General features: G+C 40.3%; 15 protein-coding genes, 1 pseudogene and 1 other annotated feature. Of the genes and pseudogenes, 4 read left to right on the top strand and 12 right to left on the bottom strand.

The annotated features are described in order from the left end of the window. Window positions 1–85: 85 nt before the first annotated feature. From rpmA to HT689_RS06105, 4 genes are all read right to left on the bottom strand, one after another. Entirely contained in the window at window positions 86–379 is a 294-nt protein-coding gene (gene rpmA / locus HT689_RS06120) for a 50S ribosomal protein L27 (protein ID WP_000916509.1), read from the bottom strand. A 16-nt stretch (window positions 380–395) separates the two neighbouring features. Further along, window positions 396–740, bottom strand: coding sequence for a ribosomal-processing cysteine protease Prp (locus tag HT689_RS06115; protein WP_000613699.1), 345 nt, complete (start codon window positions 738–740; stop codon window positions 396–398). A gap of 15 nt (window positions 741–755) precedes the next feature. After that, window positions 756–1,070, bottom strand: coding sequence for a 50S ribosomal protein L21 (rplU, locus tag HT689_RS06110; RefSeq protein WP_125827743.1), 315 nt, complete (start codon window positions 1,068–1,070; stop codon window positions 756–758). A 36-nt stretch (window positions 1,071–1,106) separates the two neighbouring features. Next, window positions 1,107–1,194: a sequence feature (ribosomal protein L21 leader region), on the bottom strand. Between the two features lie 58 nt (window positions 1,195–1,252). Next, the gene (locus HT689_RS06105; protein WP_173226380.1) at window positions 1,253–1,957 is read right to left on the bottom strand and encodes a YoaK family protein; all 705 of its coding nucleotides are present in this window, start codon (window positions 1,955–1,957) and stop codon (window positions 1,253–1,255) included. Between the two features lie 197 nt (window positions 1,958–2,154). Here HT689_RS06105 and HT689_RS06100 point away from each other — a divergent pair. From HT689_RS06100 to HT689_RS06090, 3 genes and pseudogenes are all read left to right on the top strand, one after another. Then, window positions 2,155–3,321: pseudogene (locus tag HT689_RS06100) on the top strand (IS30 family transposase). Window positions 3,322–3,642: 321 nt separating this feature from the next. Further along, on the top strand, window positions 3,643–4,620 hold the full coding sequence (locus HT689_RS06095) for a Gfo/Idh/MocA family oxidoreductase (protein ID WP_173226378.1): 978 nt from the start codon (window positions 3,643–3,645) through the stop codon (window positions 4,618–4,620). Then, window positions 4,617–5,699 (top strand): DEAD/DEAH box helicase, encoded by a 1,083-nt coding sequence (locus tag HT689_RS06090; RefSeq protein WP_173226376.1) that lies wholly within the window; start codon window positions 4,617–4,619, stop codon window positions 5,697–5,699. Before HT689_RS06095 ends, HT689_RS06090 begins: the two co-directional genes overlap by 4 nt. Before the next feature lie 345 nt (window positions 5,700–6,044). Here HT689_RS06090 and tuf read toward each other — a convergent pair whose 3' ends face one another. Beyond that, window positions 6,045–7,241 (bottom strand): elongation factor Tu, encoded by a 1,197-nt coding sequence (gene tuf, locus HT689_RS06080; protein WP_001040724.1) that lies wholly within the window; start codon window positions 7,239–7,241, stop codon window positions 6,045–6,047. Between the two features lie 206 nt (window positions 7,242–7,447). Then, window positions 7,448–8,557, bottom strand: a complete 1,110-nt coding sequence (gene cozE / locus HT689_RS06075; protein WP_050079225.1) for a cell elongation protein CozE — start codon at window positions 8,555–8,557, stop codon at window positions 7,448–7,450. A gap of 102 nt (window positions 8,558–8,659) precedes the next feature. Here cozE and pbp3 point away from each other — a divergent pair, with 102 nt between their 5' ends. Further along, window positions 8,660–9,901 (top strand): D-alanyl-D-alanine carboxypeptidase PBP3, encoded by a 1,242-nt coding sequence (gene pbp3 / locus HT689_RS06070; protein WP_173226374.1) that lies wholly within the window; start codon window positions 8,660–8,662, stop codon window positions 9,899–9,901. Window positions 9,902–10,048: 147 nt separating this feature from the next. Here the strand turns inward: pbp3 and HT689_RS06065 are convergent, their stop codons facing one another. From HT689_RS06065 to HT689_RS06040, 6 genes are all read right to left on the bottom strand, one after another. Next, window positions 10,049–10,903, bottom strand: coding sequence for an NAD(P)H-hydrate dehydratase (locus tag HT689_RS06065; protein ID WP_173226372.1), 855 nt, complete (start codon window positions 10,901–10,903; stop codon window positions 10,049–10,051). A 186-nt stretch (window positions 10,904–11,089) separates the two neighbouring features. Beyond that, the gene (locus HT689_RS06060; RefSeq protein WP_173226370.1) at window positions 11,090–11,707 is read right to left on the bottom strand and encodes a TIGR01906 family membrane protein; all 618 of its coding nucleotides are present in this window, start codon (window positions 11,705–11,707) and stop codon (window positions 11,090–11,092) included. Beyond that, window positions 11,697–12,470 carry a TIGR01457 family HAD-type hydrolase gene (locus HT689_RS06055; RefSeq protein WP_173226368.1) on the bottom strand — a complete coding sequence of 258 codons (774 nt, stop codon included), beginning with the start codon at window positions 12,468–12,470 and terminating at the stop codon, window positions 11,697–11,699. Before HT689_RS06055 ends, HT689_RS06060 begins: the two co-directional genes overlap by 11 nt. A gap of 10 nt (window positions 12,471–12,480) precedes the next feature. Then, window positions 12,481–13,218 (bottom strand): acyl-[acyl-carrier-protein] thioesterase, encoded by a 738-nt coding sequence (locus HT689_RS06050; protein WP_173226366.1) that lies wholly within the window; start codon window positions 13,216–13,218, stop codon window positions 12,481–12,483. A 4-nt stretch (window positions 13,219–13,222) separates the two neighbouring features. Beyond that, window positions 13,223–14,353: a radical SAM family heme chaperone HemW gene (gene hemW / locus HT689_RS06045; RefSeq protein WP_173226364.1), complete on the bottom strand. Its 1,131-nt coding sequence runs from the start codon at window positions 14,351–14,353 to the stop codon at window positions 13,223–13,225. Window positions 14,354–14,529: 176 nt separating this feature from the next. Then, window positions 14,530–16,368 (bottom strand): LPXTG cell wall anchor domain-containing protein (locus HT689_RS06040; RefSeq protein ID WP_173280877.1); only part of this gene is annotated, 1,839 nt, incomplete at its 5' end.

The raw sequence follows: 16,368 nt of genomic DNA, 5'->3' as shown, positions 1-16,368 counted from the left end.
ACTCGGAAAGCCTTAGTTTATGCTACTTCTAGCTTCCTCGCCTTTACATTTCAAGGCTCGGGATAAAAAGGTTCACTGGACCTTTTTATTTAGCGATTGGATAAACAGAAACCTGCTTTTTATCGCGTCCTTTACGTTCAAAGCGTACTACGCCTTCAACTTTAGCGAACAAAGTATCGTCTCCACCACGTCCAACGTTTACACCTGGGTAGATGTGTGTACCACGTTGACGGTAAAGGATTGAGCCACCTGTTACAGTTTGTCCGTCAGCTGCTTTAGCTCCAAGACGTTTCGCTTGTGAATCACGTCCGTTTGATGTAGAACCTCCACCTTTTTTGTGGGCGAAAAGTTGCAAGTTGTTAAGAGTCATTTTTAACATAATGTTTTCCTCCGTGTTAGTTTTCTGTGATAACTCTGGTTTGGACGAACTCAGAAGAGTTCTCCGATAAGTTTGCCATACCTAAGAAAAATGATTCAAAGAATAACTGGGTCATTTCTCTCTGGTGTGAAGGAAGATCTTTTGGAATTTCAACCATCAGATAGCCACCTTCATCTTCGTTTAATTCTAGGATTGGTTCATAGCCTGCAAATTTTTCAATAGAATTGATAAAGTTAATGGCAAGCGTAGAAACCGATGCACACACGACATCTAAGCCGTATTCGCCACTCTCGGCGTGTCCAGTAATTTCCGCACTCCTCAGCTCGCCATCTTCGGCTCTCTCAAAGACTGCTTGTATCATGTGTTCTCCTTAAAATTAAGCGTTGATTGCGTTGATGACAACTTTAGTATATGGTTGACGGTGACCTTGTTTACGGTGGCTACCTTTTTTAGGTTTGTACTTGTAAGTAACAACTTTCTTTTGTTTTCCTTGTTTTTCAACAGTTCCAACTACAGTAGCTCCAGTAACAAGTGGAGTTCCGACAACAGTGTTTTCACCACCAACAAGAACAACTTCGTTAAAAGTAACTTCTTGACCAGCTTCAACGTTCAATTTTTCAACGTAAACTGCTTGACCAACTTCAACTTTAACTTGTTTTCCGCCAGTTTTGATAATTGCGTATGTGCTCATTATGCACCTCCTATGATTTTTATGGGTTTCCCCGAATTTTTTGTGAAGACTCGCCTAGCATCGTGGGACGAACCACTTAAACTTGAATAATCAAGCGACGATGTTCGTGCGGTTGCACAGGAACGTGCATAGTCAACTCTTCAAGTATAGCATATCTCCTATTTTCTTACAAGTAATAACACCTAAAATGAAGCTTTTTCTTTTACTTTTTTCCGCCACGAGGCAAAAAGCATACTGAGGTAAAAAATGCTCATCATAATAGGAACACCAAGAATAGTTTTTTCATTATAAAAAATCGTCAAATAGGCTGAAAAGACAACGCCAAGGACAAAGCTGGTAAGTAGGCTAACGAAAATCAAGGCTTCACGCAGGAAGGGCGTATGCTTGGTCCTAAAATAATCCCCAAAAGCCAACATGGTCCGTTTGATGTTCCCCGTCATAAAGGCATTATTATAAGCAATCCCCGACACTTCTCCAAAAGCAGTTGTCACCAGTCCCATACAGAAGGCCAAGGGCGGCACTAGATAGATATTATCTACAGTTTGGGGCATAAAACCAATAATGATTGATAAGATTGCCAAAGGAAGCAATGACAAAATTGGCTTTTTCACAATTCTCAATTTTTCCTTATAAACAGTTAATAAAAAGACCCCCATCATAAAAGCTAGCAAGGTGAGAACCTTGTCCCTAACATCTGAAACATTATTTTGAATTAATTCTACTGAAAGAAAGACGACATTCCCAGTTTGTCCAGCTACAAGAGTGTTCCCTCGCACAATAAAAGTGTAGGCATCTACATAACCTGCGCAAAAAGTCAAAAAAAGCGCTAGCCTCTTAGACTGACGTGATATTTTTCTTATAGGTAATAATCTCATTTTCCCTCCCATTTCATTTACTCATCTCATTATTGTACCACTTTCTTTGGAAAAGGCCTAGTAGCTTATTTGAAATTTTTTACCCTCTGTTGGATAGGGTAACTTCTCAAAGTAACTTCCACTCGCCTAACCGAAGTGGAAATTAGTCTAAAACGGATTTTTATGGTGGAATTAAGTGTGAGACGTTTGAATTAGAAATGAGGTCTACTATGACAAAACATAAACACCTTACCCTTTCAGACCGCAATGATATCCAACTGGGCTTAGAGCGCGGTGAAACCTTCAAAGCTATTGGACAATCCATTCTAAAAGACCCAACTACTGTTTCTAAAGAAGTCAAACGAAACAGACAAATCCGAGAGTCTACATGCCATAACCTTCCTTGCCCTCTACTCGACAAAGCTCCCTTTGTCTGTAATGGATGTCCTAAAAGAAGACAGAATTGTGGCTATAAGAAGATCTTCTACCTCTCTAAACAAGCTCAAAAACAGTACGAACAAACTCTTGTAGAAGCTCGTGAAGGAACTCCTCTCAATTCCAAGACCTTCTGGGACATGGACAAAGTCATTTCTGATGGTGTTAAAAAGGGACAACACATCTATCATATCCTCAAAACTCATAACCTTGATGTCAGCTCCTCAACTGTCTATCGACACATCCGAAAAGGATACCTATCTATCGCTCCTATTGACCTAGCCAGAGCCGTTAATTTCAAAGAAAGACGGAAAAATAAGCTACCTTCCATCCCTAAAGAAGCTAAAAAAGGCCGTTCCTATGAGGATTTCCAAAACTATTTAGCCCTTAATCAACTAGACTCTTAGCTAGAAATGGATACAGTTCTGGGGAGGATGGGAGGGAAAGTCTTACTCACCTTCAACCTGTCTTTCTGTAACTTTATCTTCGCTAGACTGCTGGATAATAAAACTGCCCTTGAGGTTACCAAACACCTCTATGACATCAAGAACACTCTTCACCAAGCTGACAAAGATTTCTTCCAACTCTTTCCTGTCATCCTGACAGATAATGGTGGAGAGTTTGCCAGGGTCGATGATATCGAAATGGATGTGCGAGGAGAGAGTAAACTCTTCTTTTGTGACCCTAATCGCTCTGACCAGAAAGGGAGAATTGAGAAAAATCACACGCTGATTCGCGACATTCTGCCTAAAGGAACTTCTTTTGACAATTTAACTCAAGAGGAAATCAATCTCGTCTGTTCGCATGTCAACAGTGTCAAACGCGCTGCTTTGAATGGAAAGTCAGCCTATGAACTCTTTGCCTTTACTTACGGAGAAGAAATTCCTAAACTTCTAGGTATTTCTAAAATACCTGCAGAAGACGTCTGTCAGTCGTCTAAATTACTCCAACATAAGTTCTAAAAACTAATCTTTAACCGCATTCAAACGTCTCACACTAACTTCCACCATAGCGGAACTTAATCTGAAACGCTTTCAGATGAGGGGATTTTGTGCGCTCTTTTTTTCTATTCATTTTGGCTACAAAAGCGATGAAATCAAGCATGATTAAAACCAGTGGAACTTACCCTGACACGGATTTCCACTGGTTTTTAGGATTTTTATCAGACTAACTTCCACTTGGATTAGCGGTGGAAGTTAGTTTGGGAATTTACCCTCTGTTGGATAGTCCCGTCTATCTATGTTATAATGAAAGAAGGATTTAAAATTGTAAAAGGAGTATTTATGCTAAAATTAGGTGTCATCGGAACAGGCGCTATCAGCCATCACTTCATAGAAGCAGCCCATTCCAGTGGAGAATACAAGCTGGTCGCAGTCTATTCTAGAAAACTAGAAACTGCGGCAACCTTTGCTTCTCGCTATCAGAATATCCAACTATTTGATCAATTAGAAGACTTCTTCAAGAGCTCCTTTGATTTGGTCTATATTGCTAGCCCAAACTCCTTGCATTTTGCTCAGGCAAAAGCTGCATTGTCTGCAGGTAAACATGTCATTCTTGAAAAGCCAGCCGTCACTCAGCCACAAGACTGGCTGGATTTGGTTCAAACAGCTGAAACAAATCACTGTTTTATCTTTGAAGCAGCTCGGAATTACCATGAAAAAGCTTTCACTATCATCAAAAACTTTTTAGCAGACAAACAGATTTTGGGAGCAGATTTCAACTATGCCAAGTATTCTTCCAAAATGCCTGATTTGTTAGCTGGGCATACGCCCAATGTCTTTTCAGAGCGTTTTGCTGGTGGAGCTCTTATGGATTTGGGAATTTATCCTCTCTATGCTGCTGTTCGTCTTTTTGGAAAAGCTAATGACGCGACCTATCAAGCTCAACAGCTTAACAATAGCATTGACCTAAATGGAGATGGAATCCTCTTCTACACTGACTATCAAGTTCATATCAAGGCTGGAAAAAACATCACTTCCAATCTTCCTTGCGAGATTTATACGACAGACGGAACCTTGACCCTCAACACCATCGAGCATATCCGCTCAGCTATTTTTACCGACCATCAAGGCAATCAAGTCCAACTCCCTATCCAACAGGCTCCTCATACGATGACTGAGGAAGTCGCTGCATTTGCACAGATGATTCAGCAACCAGACCAGACACTCTACCAGAACTGGCTGGATGATGCAGGCTCTGTTCATGAGCTACTATATACCATGCGCCAGACTGCTGGCATTAGATTTGAGGCAGAAAAATGAAAACCAAACTACCGACTGAATGGCAAGAACTGAGTGACCAACTCGGTTTCCAAGAATTCACCCCCATTCAAACTCAACTATTTGAGCCCATTCTTGCAGGAGAAAACCTTCTAGGAGTGAGCCCAACAGGAACCGGTAAGACCCTAGCTTACCTCCTACCAAGTCTTCTCAGACTACAAAAGAAAAAAGCGCAGCAACTCTTGATTCTAGCACCAAATACAGAGCTTGCTGGACAGATTTTTGATGTATGTAAAACGTGGGCTGAAACTATCGGCTTAACTGCCCAACTCTTCTTATCAGGTTCGAGTCAGAAACGCCAGATTGAACGCCTCAAAAAAGGACCAGAAATTCTAATCGGTACTCCTGGCCGTATCTTTGAACTCATTAAACTGAAAAAAATCAAGATGATGAATGTGGAAACCATCATCCTGGATGAATTTGACCAATTGCTTGATGATTCTCAGATACACTTTGTCGAGAAAATAACTCACTACGCACCTCGTGACCACCAACTCATCTACATGAGTGCTACGACCAAGTTTGACCAAGAAAAGATTGTGCCGAATACACGTACCATTGATCTTTCTGACCAAAAATTGGACAACATCCAACATTTCTATATGCAGGTGGAGCAACGCCATCGTGTGGATATGCTACGAAAACTGTCTCATGTAGAGGATTTCCGAGGTCTTGTCTTCTTTAACAGCCTATCAGACCTTGGAAGTGCAGAAGAAAAACTACAGTATCGGGATATCTTGGCTGTTTCCCTCGCTAGTGATGTCAATGTCAAATTTAGAAAAGTCATCTTAGAAAAGTTTAAAGACAAGCAACTAACCCTACTCCTTGCAACAGACCTTTTGGCTCGTGGAATTGATATCGATAGCCTAGAATGTGTCGTAAACTTTGATGTTCCTAGAGATAGCGAAACCTACACACACCGTGCTGGCCGTACTGGCCGTATGGGCAAGGAAGGTTATGTTATCACTCTCGTCACTCATCCAGAAGAACTTAAAAAACTCAAGAAATTTGCTACGGTTCGTGAAATTGTCTTGAAAAACCAAGAACTCTATATCAAATAATCCCCATTGCTCTATGCACATCCGGTGTATGGAGCTTTTTCTGTAAGCAATTCAATTTTATACTCTTCGAAAATCTCCTTCAAACCGCGTCAGCTTCGCCTTGTCGTATGTATGGTTACTGACTTCGTCAGTCTTATCTACAACCTCAAAAACATGTTTTGAGCTGACTTCGTCAGTTCTATCTGCAACCTCAAAACACTGTTTTGAGCAGCCTGCAGCTAGTTTCCTAGTTTGCTCTTTGATTTTCATTGAGTATTAGTTCAATATTCGAAAAAAAGAACCTTGCAAAGCAAGATTCTTTTAGTGTCTGACTTAAATAATTGTTCTTCTGGGAACTAAATCGAATTAAGCTTCGATTTCTGTAACCATACCTGAACCAACAGTACGTCCACCCTCACGGATAGAGAATGTAGTACCTTGTTCTACGGCGATTGGGTGGATCAACTCAACGTCGATTGTCACGTTATCACCAGGCATTACCATTTCAGTACCTGCTGGAAGTTCAATTGAACCTGTAACGTCAGTAGTACGGAAGTAGAATTGTGGACGGTAGTTGTTGAAGAATGGAGTGTGACGTCCACCTTCTTCTTTAGTAAGGATGTAGACTTCACCTTTGAATTTAGTGTGTGGGTTGATTGAACCTGGTTTAGCGATAACTTGTCCACGTTCGATTTCGTCACGTTGAACACCACGAAGAAGGACACCTACGTTATCTCCGGCAAGACCTTCGTCAAGTTGTTTACGGAACATTTCAACACCAGTAACAACTGCTTTTTGAGTTTCTTCTTTGATACCAACGATTTCGATTTCGTCGTTGACTTTAACGATACCACGGTCGATACGTCCTGAAGCAACTGTACCACGTCCAGTGATTGAGAATACGTCTTCGACTGGAAGAAGCAATGGCTTGTCAGTGTCACGTTCTGGTTCTGGGATGTACTCATCAACTGTGTTCATCAATTCCATAACGATGTCTTCGTATTTAGAGTCACCTTCAAGAGCTTTAAGTGCTGAACCTTGGATAACTGGAAGATCGTCACCTGGGAAGTCGTATTCTGACAATAGGTCACGGATTTCCATTTCAACCAATTCAAGCAATTCTTCGTCGTCAACCAAGTCAACTTTGTTCATGAAGACGATAAGGTGTTTAACACCAACCTGACGTGAAAGAAGGATGTGCTCACGAGTTTGTGGCATTGGTCCGTCAGTTGAAGCTACTACAAGGATAGCACCGTCCATTTGAGCGGCACCAGTGATCATGTTTTTAACGTAGTCCGCGTGTCCTGGAGCGTCGATGTGAGCGTAGTGACGTTTTTCAGTTTCGTACTCAACGTGCGCAGTGTTGATAGTGATACCGCGTTCGCGTTCTTCTGGAGCAGCATCGATAGACGCATAGTCTTTAGGTTGGTTAACTGATGAAGGCAAGCGACGTGCCAAAACAGTTGTGATAGCTGCAGTTAGGGTAGTTTTACCGTGGTCAACGTGTCCAATAGTACCAATGTTCACGTGTGGTTTACTACGATCGTATTTTTCTTTTGCCATTTGAGTAAAAGCCTCCAATAAAATATATTTTATAGATAGACAGTAGGCAATACAGTCTAACTTTCCTTACTATTTTATCAAATTTCAGCTAAATTGCAAGTGTTTTACAACGTTTTTGTGAATTATTCTTAATCTACTATTCTAAACGGCACTTCTACTCCTATAACTTACCTAAAGAAAAAGAAAAATCAGGGTTCTCCTGACTTTTACTTAGCTAATTCTCTTTCTCGTTCTTTCATTATTTTATGATTTTCATACAAACGGGATAAGAACTTAGAAATTTCTTTTAAGATAGAATAGGTTGGCACTGCGACAATCATTCCAACTACACCATAGATATTGCTTGACAACAAAAGTAAAACCAAAATCGTGATTGGATGAACCTTCATAACACTTCCTACGATTCGAGGATATAAGATATTACCATCTACCTGCTGAACAACAAGCATATAAATCACTGCAATCAGCATTCTATGGGGATCAGTGAATATATTTGCGATGATCATAGGAATCAAACCAATACTTGGCCCCACATAAGGAATTAAATTGGCTACACCAGAAAAAATAGCAAAAACTAAAGCATATTTTAAACCAATAATACTATAGCCAATATAAGCCAAACAACCTATAATGATTGCGTCAATCGAAACTCCACTAATATAGCGAGCAATCGTCGCATTTAAATTCTTTAATAAACCTGCAATATGCAAGCGATCCCTCTTTAGAATCGTTCTTTCAAGCATGGGCAAGAATTTATGTCCATCTAATAAGAAATAAACCAAAAAAACTGGAGTCATAATCAAAATCAAAACAGTACTGATAAGAGCTGACAAGACGCTCCCCACACTATTTGATACGCTATTTAGGATATTTTGAAGAATATCAACATAGGATAAGTTTAACTGCTGAATTGTAGCTTCTACATCCAAATTCTGGAGCGCAGGGTAATTAGATAAGTCTATGATTAAGTCTTGTACTCGACTATAAATAGTTTGACTAGATATAATCAAACTAGATAACTGATTAATCAAAATAGGTAAGAGATAGACAACACCTATGACCATTCCCCAGACCAAAGCACACAAGGTAATTAAAATACCAAGCAAACGATTGAGTTTACAGACTTTATTTAAGAAAGTAACAATAGGGTTTGTCAAATAATAAAGAAAGCCCCCTAATAAAAATGGAATCATAATTGTATTAAGCACGCTAACAAAAGGGTTAATCAAAGACCCCATCTGTCTCCATAGGTAAAAGATGATTGTTAAGAGTAAAATTTCTGTGGTCCAAAAAAATAATTTATTTCTACGAAACATGAGTTACCTCCCTCACTCTATTTTACCATATTTTCAAAAAGCTTAACGGATGAATTATTAAAGCAAGAATATTTTTTTTCTTTATGATAGAATAAGACTACTATGAAAAAAATATTTTTAACTTTATTAACTGTCTCCCTTTTAGGAGGTGCTTCTACTGTTGCTGCTCAAGATTTTAATATTGCTGCAAAACATGCCATTGCTGTTGAGGCAAATACTGGTAAAATTCTCTATGAGAAGGATGCAACGCAACCTGTCGAAATTGCTTCCATAACAAAATTGATTACTGTTTATCTGGTCTATGAAGCACTCGAAAATGGAAGTATCACACTATCCACCCCAGTAGATATTTCTGATTATCCTTATCAATTGACGACAAATTCTGAAGCCAGTAATGTTCCTATGGAGGCCCGTAATTATACTGTCGAAGAGTTACTTGAAGCAACTCTAGTATCTAGTGCCAACAGCGCCGCTATTGCCCTAGCTGAGAAAATTGCTGGCTCAGAGAAAGACTTCGTCGATAGGATGAGGGCAAAACTTCTGGAATGGGGAATCAATGATGCCACGGTTGTCAATACAACTGGTCTTAACAATGAGACTCTAGGGGATAACATTTACCCAGGGTCTAATAAAGATGATGAAAATAAGCTCAGCGCTTATGATGTTGCTATCGTTGCTCGTAACCTCATCAAAAAGTACCCACAAGTCTTGGAAATCACCAAAAAACCTTCTTCTACTTTTGCTGGAATGACAATCACTTCTACCAACTACATGTTAGAAGGTATGCCTGCTTATCGTGGTGGTTTTGATGGACTGAAAACAGGAACAACAGATAAGGCTGGAGAGTCTTTTGTTGGTACTACTGTCGAAAAAGGCATGAGAGTCATCACAGTTGTTTTAAATGCAGACCATCAAGACAATAATCCCTACGCTCGGTTTACAGCTACATCTTCCCTAATGGATTATATTTCTTCTACATTTACACTTCGTAAAATCGTTCAGCAAGGCGATGCCTATCAAGATAGCAAAGCACCTGTACAAGATGGAAAAGAAGATACAGTCACTGCAGTGGCCCCAGAGGATATCTATCTAATTGAACGTGTCGGGAATCAATCTTCCCAATCTGTTCAATTCACACCTGATTCTAAAGCAATCCCAGCACCACTTGAAGCTGGAACAGTAGTTGGCCATTTGACTTACGAAGACAAGAACTTGATTGGTCAAGGTTACATCACCACAGAGCGCCCTAGTTTCGAAATGGTTGCAGAAAAGAAAATTGAAAAAGCCTTCTTCTTAAAAGTTTGGTGGAATCAGTTTGTCCGCTTTGTTAACGAGAAATTATAAAACATACTGGGCAATAACTTGCTTCAAAATAGAGACAGAGAAAGAAAATGTTAAAGTCAAAAACGCATGGTATCAGGTACTAAAAAAACTTGATATTATGCGTTTTATTGTGGTAATATTTACTTCGTTTTCTCCTAAAATTGAATTTTATCCCAGTATTTGTTGAGATATTTTTTTCATTACTTTAGGAAGACAATTACTAATCTCCGTTGGCAAGACCACATACTGTTCTTGAGCTAGTTCTTGGGCAATAGCTGAATGAAGATGGGTCGCTACTGCCACACGCTCGTAGAGACTAGCTTGTTTAAACTGGCCTGCAAATCCTGAAATCATTCCAGCAAGCGTATCTCCCATACCACCAGTCGCCTGATAGGGACCGCCAACCTGTAACTGGTAATAATCAGACTGGCCAACTTGCCAAATACGAGTAGTTGGACCTTTCTCTACCAAAATTGTTCCTTGAGGGAAAGAAGTCAGGGCACTAGATGTTGTATCTTCGTTTTGCTTTTTAATCGTAATACCAGACAGCTTTTCCCATTCTTTTTGGTGGGGAGTTAGGATAAGCTGGTTAGACGGAAATGACAAACTTGTTCTAGCAAGAATGGTCAAGGCACCTCCGTCTACAATCAAAATCTGATTCTTTTTTAAGCTAGTAGAGACCTGTTTTACTAGATTTTCTCCAAAAGTATCGTCTCGTAAACCAGGCCCCAGCAAGACAACTTCTGCCTTCTCCAATTGCTCTTTTAACAACTGCTGGTCTTGAAGAGAAAAGCCCATAGTCTCAGGTAAATGGCTGTGCAGAGCTGGAATATTTTCCCTGTCCGTTCCAACGGTCACCAATCCTGCACCGCTTTTAACAGCTGCCAAAGCAGCCATGATGATAGCACCACCATAAGGATAAGTCCCACCCAGCAACAGCAGACGACCGTAGTCTCCTTTATGACTGGTACGAGAACGTTCAATAATGACTTTTTCTAATAATGCTTGATCAATCACTTTCATCCTTTTTTCCTCTCTCTTTTATTATACAACAAAAAGGAGGCTCAGACCTCCTTTTATAAACTTATTTCTAAAATTTAATAGACTGTTCGCGAACGATTGACACAATTCGATTTGATTAATTCATTCTTAACGATGGTTTCAAACGACATACAATTTTATATATACAAATTAAAAACAGCTTTCAATTCACTTCCTACGACTTTTCAGACACAGATAGCCAAAGAAGCTTTCATAGAGGGCAAAAAAGAGGAGGAAGGCATGAAGGAAAAAGGTCTCTGGCAAAATCAGAATCACTGGATCCTTGCCTGAGTCAAAAAGCCAGGTATCATCTCCCACAAAGAGAATTTGATGGAAAAGAGTAAAGAATTGGTCAAAACCAATCAAAATTCCCCCAAGACCAATCAGCAAAGGCAAGACTACTAGGGTCAGAATCCCCTTACTAAATAGAGACAAGAAGCCCTTTTTCACAATCCCTTTGACAAAGAAATAGAAGCTTGGTAGTGTCACAAGGGCAATAAACTGAACTAGATGAAAGAGATTCTTCACAACCACAAAGTGGTGCAGACCAGCTGCTGACGAACGAAAATCTGGCATCTCTAAGACTTGGCTAAATGGATTGGTCAGGTAATCCATCAAGATATGAAAGTTATATTGAATGGTTTCGGGTTTTAGATAAACTCGATCCGTCAAGTTCAGCCACTGAACTTCCAGCGGATAAAAAATCCAAGCCAAATAAATAGTCAAAAGGATTGAGAGGGAGAGGAGAAAGAGCATAGAACTCCAAAAGATCAGTTTAGTTTTCATCAAAATCCCACTCCGCAAGGCTAGAAACTACATGAGTCGGTGCGATTGGCAGGTCTGCCACTTCTTCTGCCTTGGTAAAACCTGTCGTCACCAAGAGCGTTGGAATGCCATTGTCAATCCCAGCCCGAATATCAGTCAGATAATTGTCCCCAACCATGATCAACTCTTCACGTTGCAAACCTAAGTGCTCAACCGCCTTGTCCATAATGATAGCATTTGGTTTTCCGATATAAATAGGCTTCACTCGTGTTGCTACTTCAAGAAGTGTAATTAGTGAACCAGCCCCTGGCAAAAGACCGCGTTCTGTAGGGATGTTGAGATCAGGATTGGTTCCGATAAAGTGAGCACCCTTTTGGATAGCTAGAGTTGCTGTGGCAAATTTTTCATAGTCGACTTGCCAATCCAGGCCTACTACTACATAGGCAGGATTTTTCTTGTCTTCTACATAACCAGCCGCCTTGATGGCTTCCTTGAGCCCTGATTCTCCAATAACATAGACGGTCTTTTCAAGACCCAAGTCATTCATATAGTCGATGGTTGCCAAAGTCGCTGTGTAGACAGTCGATAGGGGCGTATCGATATTAAAATTCTGAGCCAACATCTCTTGAACACTCTCAGGAGTACGGGTTGTATTGTTTGTTACAAAGAGATAGGGGATGTCTAGCTTTTGCAATTCATGGACAAAAGCCTCTCCAGCCGGGATTCGGTCTTTTCCCTTGTAAATAGTACCGTCTAAATCAATTAAATAGCCTTTATATTTCATCTATTTCTCCCTAATCCTTCTTCATTTCTTGCCAAGTGATGATAGCTTGGGCATTAGTAGCACCGTCGCTTGTAATTTCATGCTTGCTTTCCAATCCAGTCCGTTCAACAGCCGATGTGATTACCCCACCTGGTCGAACTTCCTTGACATACTTGAGGTTGATTTTCTTGGGAATATATTGGGTCAAAAAGTCCGCTCCCAGAACCTCAAAAATCCAGTCCAAGTATTTACTGTTATTGACATGGCCATTCATATCCAAGTCGTAAAAACGAACATGGTAATCCTTGCTGACTGGCTCGTCCAAGGATTCATACTTTGGTCCGCGGATGAGCTTTTTATCAAAATCAGACTGGTAAGGAGCCACAATCTCAGGTTCAACAGCATGGACTTTTCGACTGTCGCGGTCCATGAGAACAAAAGTCGCCATCATATGGATGAGCTCCTGCCCCGCTTCATTATAAATAGTAAAGCGACGGTAGCAAAAAAGTCGATTGTAGCTCAAGGCTTCCGTTTCGATGGTAATTTCTTCCGCAAAACGAGGCAAACGAACCACCTCAATATCATATTCTACGATAATCCAGACCAGATTATAGTCTTCCAAAATGGCCTTATCACTAACTCCCAGTTCAATCGACTGCATCCCTGAAACTTGCAGGGATAGCAAAATCACATCTGGAAGCTTGATATGACCGTTCATATCAGCCATATCAAAAGGAATTTTCATTTTCATCTGATAAGTTAAGCCCATCATTCTACTCCAAAATAAATCGTTCTGCTACGGTGTCTCCTAAAAAGAGACCTCTTTTTGTCATGCGAACTCGGTCACCCTCTATTTGCATGAGACCTTGTTGAACCAAGTCCTTGACAATTTCTCCATAAAGTCCATCGAAAGACCGTCCAAATTTTTCCTCAAATCGCACCATGGAGACTCCTGATTTCTTGCGGAGTCCCAGGAACATTTCTTCTTCCATTTGCTCTTTTTGACTCAGGTGCTCTTCTGTGATACGAGCATTGCCTTCCTCAACTGCACTGAGATAATGGCGAATCGGGCCATGATTTTTATAGCGAACACCATTGACATAACCAGATGCTCCAGCACCGATGCCATAGTATTCAGCATTGTCCCAGTACATGAGATTGTGGCGACTTTCAAAACCAGGCTTGGAGAAATTAGAAATCTCATAATGCTCAAAACCAGCTCGCTCCAGCTCTGCGATGATATACTCAAACATCTCAGCTTCCAGTTCCTCCTTAGGCAGAGGCAATTTCCCTCGTCGCATTCGGTTCATAAAGACCGTATGATTTTCTAAAATCAAGCTATACAGACTCATATGGGGAATATCCAGTCCAATTGCCTTAGCCACATTTTCCTTGACTTGATCCATGGTCTGACCAGGCAGCGCATAAATCAAATCAATGGAGATATTGTCAAAACCAGCCAGTTTCAAACGGTCGATATTTTCATAAATATCCTTCTCCAAATGACTGCGCCCAATCTTTTTCAGCATCTTGTCATCAAAGGTCTGCACGCCTAGCGAAACACGATTGACAGCCGAGTTCTTCAAAACAGCAATCTTATCCGCGTCCAAGTCGCCTGGATTGGCTTCAATGGTCAACTCATCCAAGACAGACAAGTCCAAGTTTTTAGTCAAGCCATCCAGCAATACCTCCAGTTGCGGAGCTGACAAAGCTGTTGGTGTCCCACCACCGATGTAGAGGGTCCGCAACTTTTGAATATCATAAGATTGAAACTCTTCTAACAGATGTTCCAAATAGCTGTCGACTGGCTGATTCTTGATGAAAACTTTTGAAAAATCACAATAATAACAAATCTGGGTACAAAATGGGATGTGCACATAGGCTGACGTTGGTTTTTTCTGCATAGTAATTATTATACCACAAAAAGCGAACAATACTTAGAATTCCCTTTAACAAAATCCTAGCATTGTTCGCTTTCTTTATCTAATCATTCTTTGTATTTTATGGATAACACAACTATCAGAATCAATCTAGTTCGTTGTTAAAACACAAAAGAATGAATGTTCATTTGACTAATTTTTTAGTCTTCTTTTTTCTTTCCAAGAGCAAGTCCGAGACCACCTAGCATACCAAGAAGTCCTAGAGATGCAAGAGTCGCATTTGATTCTGTTCCTGTATTTGGTAATACATTTTGAGAATCATTTGACTTAGCTCCATTATCACTAGCATCTGTAGTATCTTCATGATTTGCATTCGGAGTAACTGCATCTGGAATTGGACTTGTTGGTGCAGGTGTATCTTGACCAGAACCTCCATTAGTATTTGGTGTGACTGGCGTATCAGGTGTCACTGGTGCAACTGGAATTGTATCTGTTGGTGTTGCTGGTGTTACCTTAGCTGGAGTTTCTACTGGAACTTCTACAGCTGATTGACCTGGTTCTGTAATCTTACCTGTACCTGGAACTTTACCGTCTGGTAATTCACTGTTTGGTACTTTACCTTTACCGTCTTGTCCAATTATTACAGTGATTGTATTTCCATTCTTACCTGGAATTTCTACCGTAGTTCCTGGTGGGTATGTTGACCCATCTGGTTTCTTAGGCGTTACTGTTACTTCCCCTGTATCTGGATCTTGTTGTAACTCTATTGTTGGGGTCTTACGGGCTGGCGTTGTCACATCAACTGGATTAGATGGTCTCTTATTCGGTTCTGTTACGATACCTTTTCCTGGTAAATTTCCTTTTGGAAGTTTATCATTTGGCACTTCACCTGATCCATTATCTCCGATAATAACTTCGATTGGAGTATTGTTATCACCTGGGATAACTACTTTCGTTCCAGGTGGGTATGTTGTTCCATCTGGTTTCTTAGGCGTTACTACTGCATCTCCATTTGGTTTTCTTGTAATTTCAATTTCACCTGGTTGTTCTGTTTGAGGTGCATTTGGATCTAATTTCTTAGGTGTTTTTACGTTTACTTCAACAGAAGGTTTTCCTGGCGGTGTAATTTTACCTGTTCCTGGAATTTCCCCATCTGGTAAGTCTTTATTCGGAATAATTACTTTTCCATCTGGTCCTGTTGTTACCACAATCGGTGTGCCATTCTTACCTGGAATTTCTACCGTAGTTCCTGGTGGATATGTTGTTCCATCTGGTTTCTTAGGTGTTACCGTTACATCTCCTGTATTTGGATCTTGATCTAATACTATTGCCGGTGTTAAACGAGCTGGTGTTTCAACAGTCACATTTTCAACAGGTTTATTCGGTTCTGCTATCTTAGCATTACCTGATGTTTTTCCGTCTGGTAATTCACTATTTGGAACTGTCCCCTTACCATTTTGTCCAATTTCTACTCTAATTGGATTTCCATCTTTTCCTGGAATTTCAACTATCGTTCCTGGTGGGTATGTTGACCCATCTGGTTTCTTAGGTGTTACTGTCACGTCTCCTGTATTTGGATCTTGATCTAGTTCAACCGTTGGTGTCTTACGGGCTGGTGTTGTTACATCAACTGGATTAGATGGTCTCTTATTCGGCTCTGTTACGATACCTTTTCCTGATTTATCAGTTTTTGGAAGTTTATCGTTTGGAACTGTTCCTGAACCGTCATTTCCAATCACTACCTCAATTGTTGTATTATTATCACCTGGAATAACTACCTTCGTTCCTGGTGGATATGCTGAGCCATCTGGTTTCTTAGGCGTTACTACTGCATCTCCATTTGGTTTTCTTGTAATTTCAATTTCACCTGGTTGTTCTGTTTGAGGTGCATTTGGATCTAATTTCTTAGGTGTTTTTACGTTTACTTCAACAGAAGGTTTTCCTGGCGGTGTAATTTTACCTGTTCCTGGAATTTCCCCATCTGGTAAGTCTTTATTCGGAATAATTACTTTTCCATCTGGTCCTGTTGTTACCACAAT

It is taken from the genome of Streptococcus sp. 2342 (assembly GCF_013276795.1).
Classification (GTDB): Bacteria; Bacillota; Bacilli; order Lactobacillales; family Streptococcaceae; genus Streptococcus.
This window is presented reverse-complemented; position numbering and strand designations above follow the sequence as displayed.

Coding starts and splice junctions, on each gene's coding strand:
- rpmA (WP_000916509.1), bottom strand. CDS start 379: ATGTTAAAAATGACTCTTAACAACTTGCAACTTTTCGCCCACAAAAAA.
- HT689_RS06115 (WP_000613699.1), bottom strand. CDS start 740: ATGATACAAGCAGTCTTTGAGAGAGCCGAAGATGGCGAGCTGAGGAGT.
- rplU (WP_125827743.1), bottom strand. CDS start 1,070: ATGAGCACATACGCAATTATCAAAACTGGCGGAAAACAAGTTAAAGTT.
- HT689_RS06105 (WP_173226380.1), bottom strand. CDS start 1,957: ATGGGAGGGAAAATGAGATTATTACCTATAAGAAAAATATCACGTCAG.
- HT689_RS06095 (WP_173226378.1), top strand. CDS start 3,643: ATGCTAAAATTAGGTGTCATCGGAACAGGCGCTATCAGCCATCACTTC.
- HT689_RS06090 (WP_173226376.1), top strand. CDS start 4,617: ATGAAAACCAAACTACCGACTGAATGGCAAGAACTGAGTGACCAACTC.
- tuf (WP_001040724.1), bottom strand. CDS start 7,241: ATGGCAAAAGAAAAATACGATCGTAGTAAACCACACGTGAACATTGGT.
- cozE (WP_050079225.1), bottom strand. CDS start 8,557: ATGTTTCGTAGAAATAAATTATTTTTTTGGACCACAGAAATTTTACTC.
- pbp3 (WP_173226374.1), top strand. CDS start 8,660: ATGAAAAAAATATTTTTAACTTTATTAACTGTCTCCCTTTTAGGAGGT.
- HT689_RS06065 (WP_173226372.1), bottom strand. CDS start 10,903: ATGAAAGTGATTGATCAAGCATTATTAGAAAAAGTCATTATTGAACGT.
- HT689_RS06060 (WP_173226370.1), bottom strand. CDS start 11,707: ATGAAAACTAAACTGATCTTTTGGAGTTCTATGCTCTTTCTCCTCTCC.
- HT689_RS06055 (WP_173226368.1), bottom strand. CDS start 12,470: ATGAAATATAAAGGCTATTTAATTGATTTAGACGGTACTATTTACAAG.
- HT689_RS06050 (WP_173226366.1), bottom strand. CDS start 13,218: ATGGGCTTAACTTATCAGATGAAAATGAAAATTCCTTTTGATATGGCT.
- hemW (WP_173226364.1), bottom strand. CDS start 14,353: ATGCAGAAAAAACCAACGTCAGCCTATGTGCACATCCCATTTTGTACC.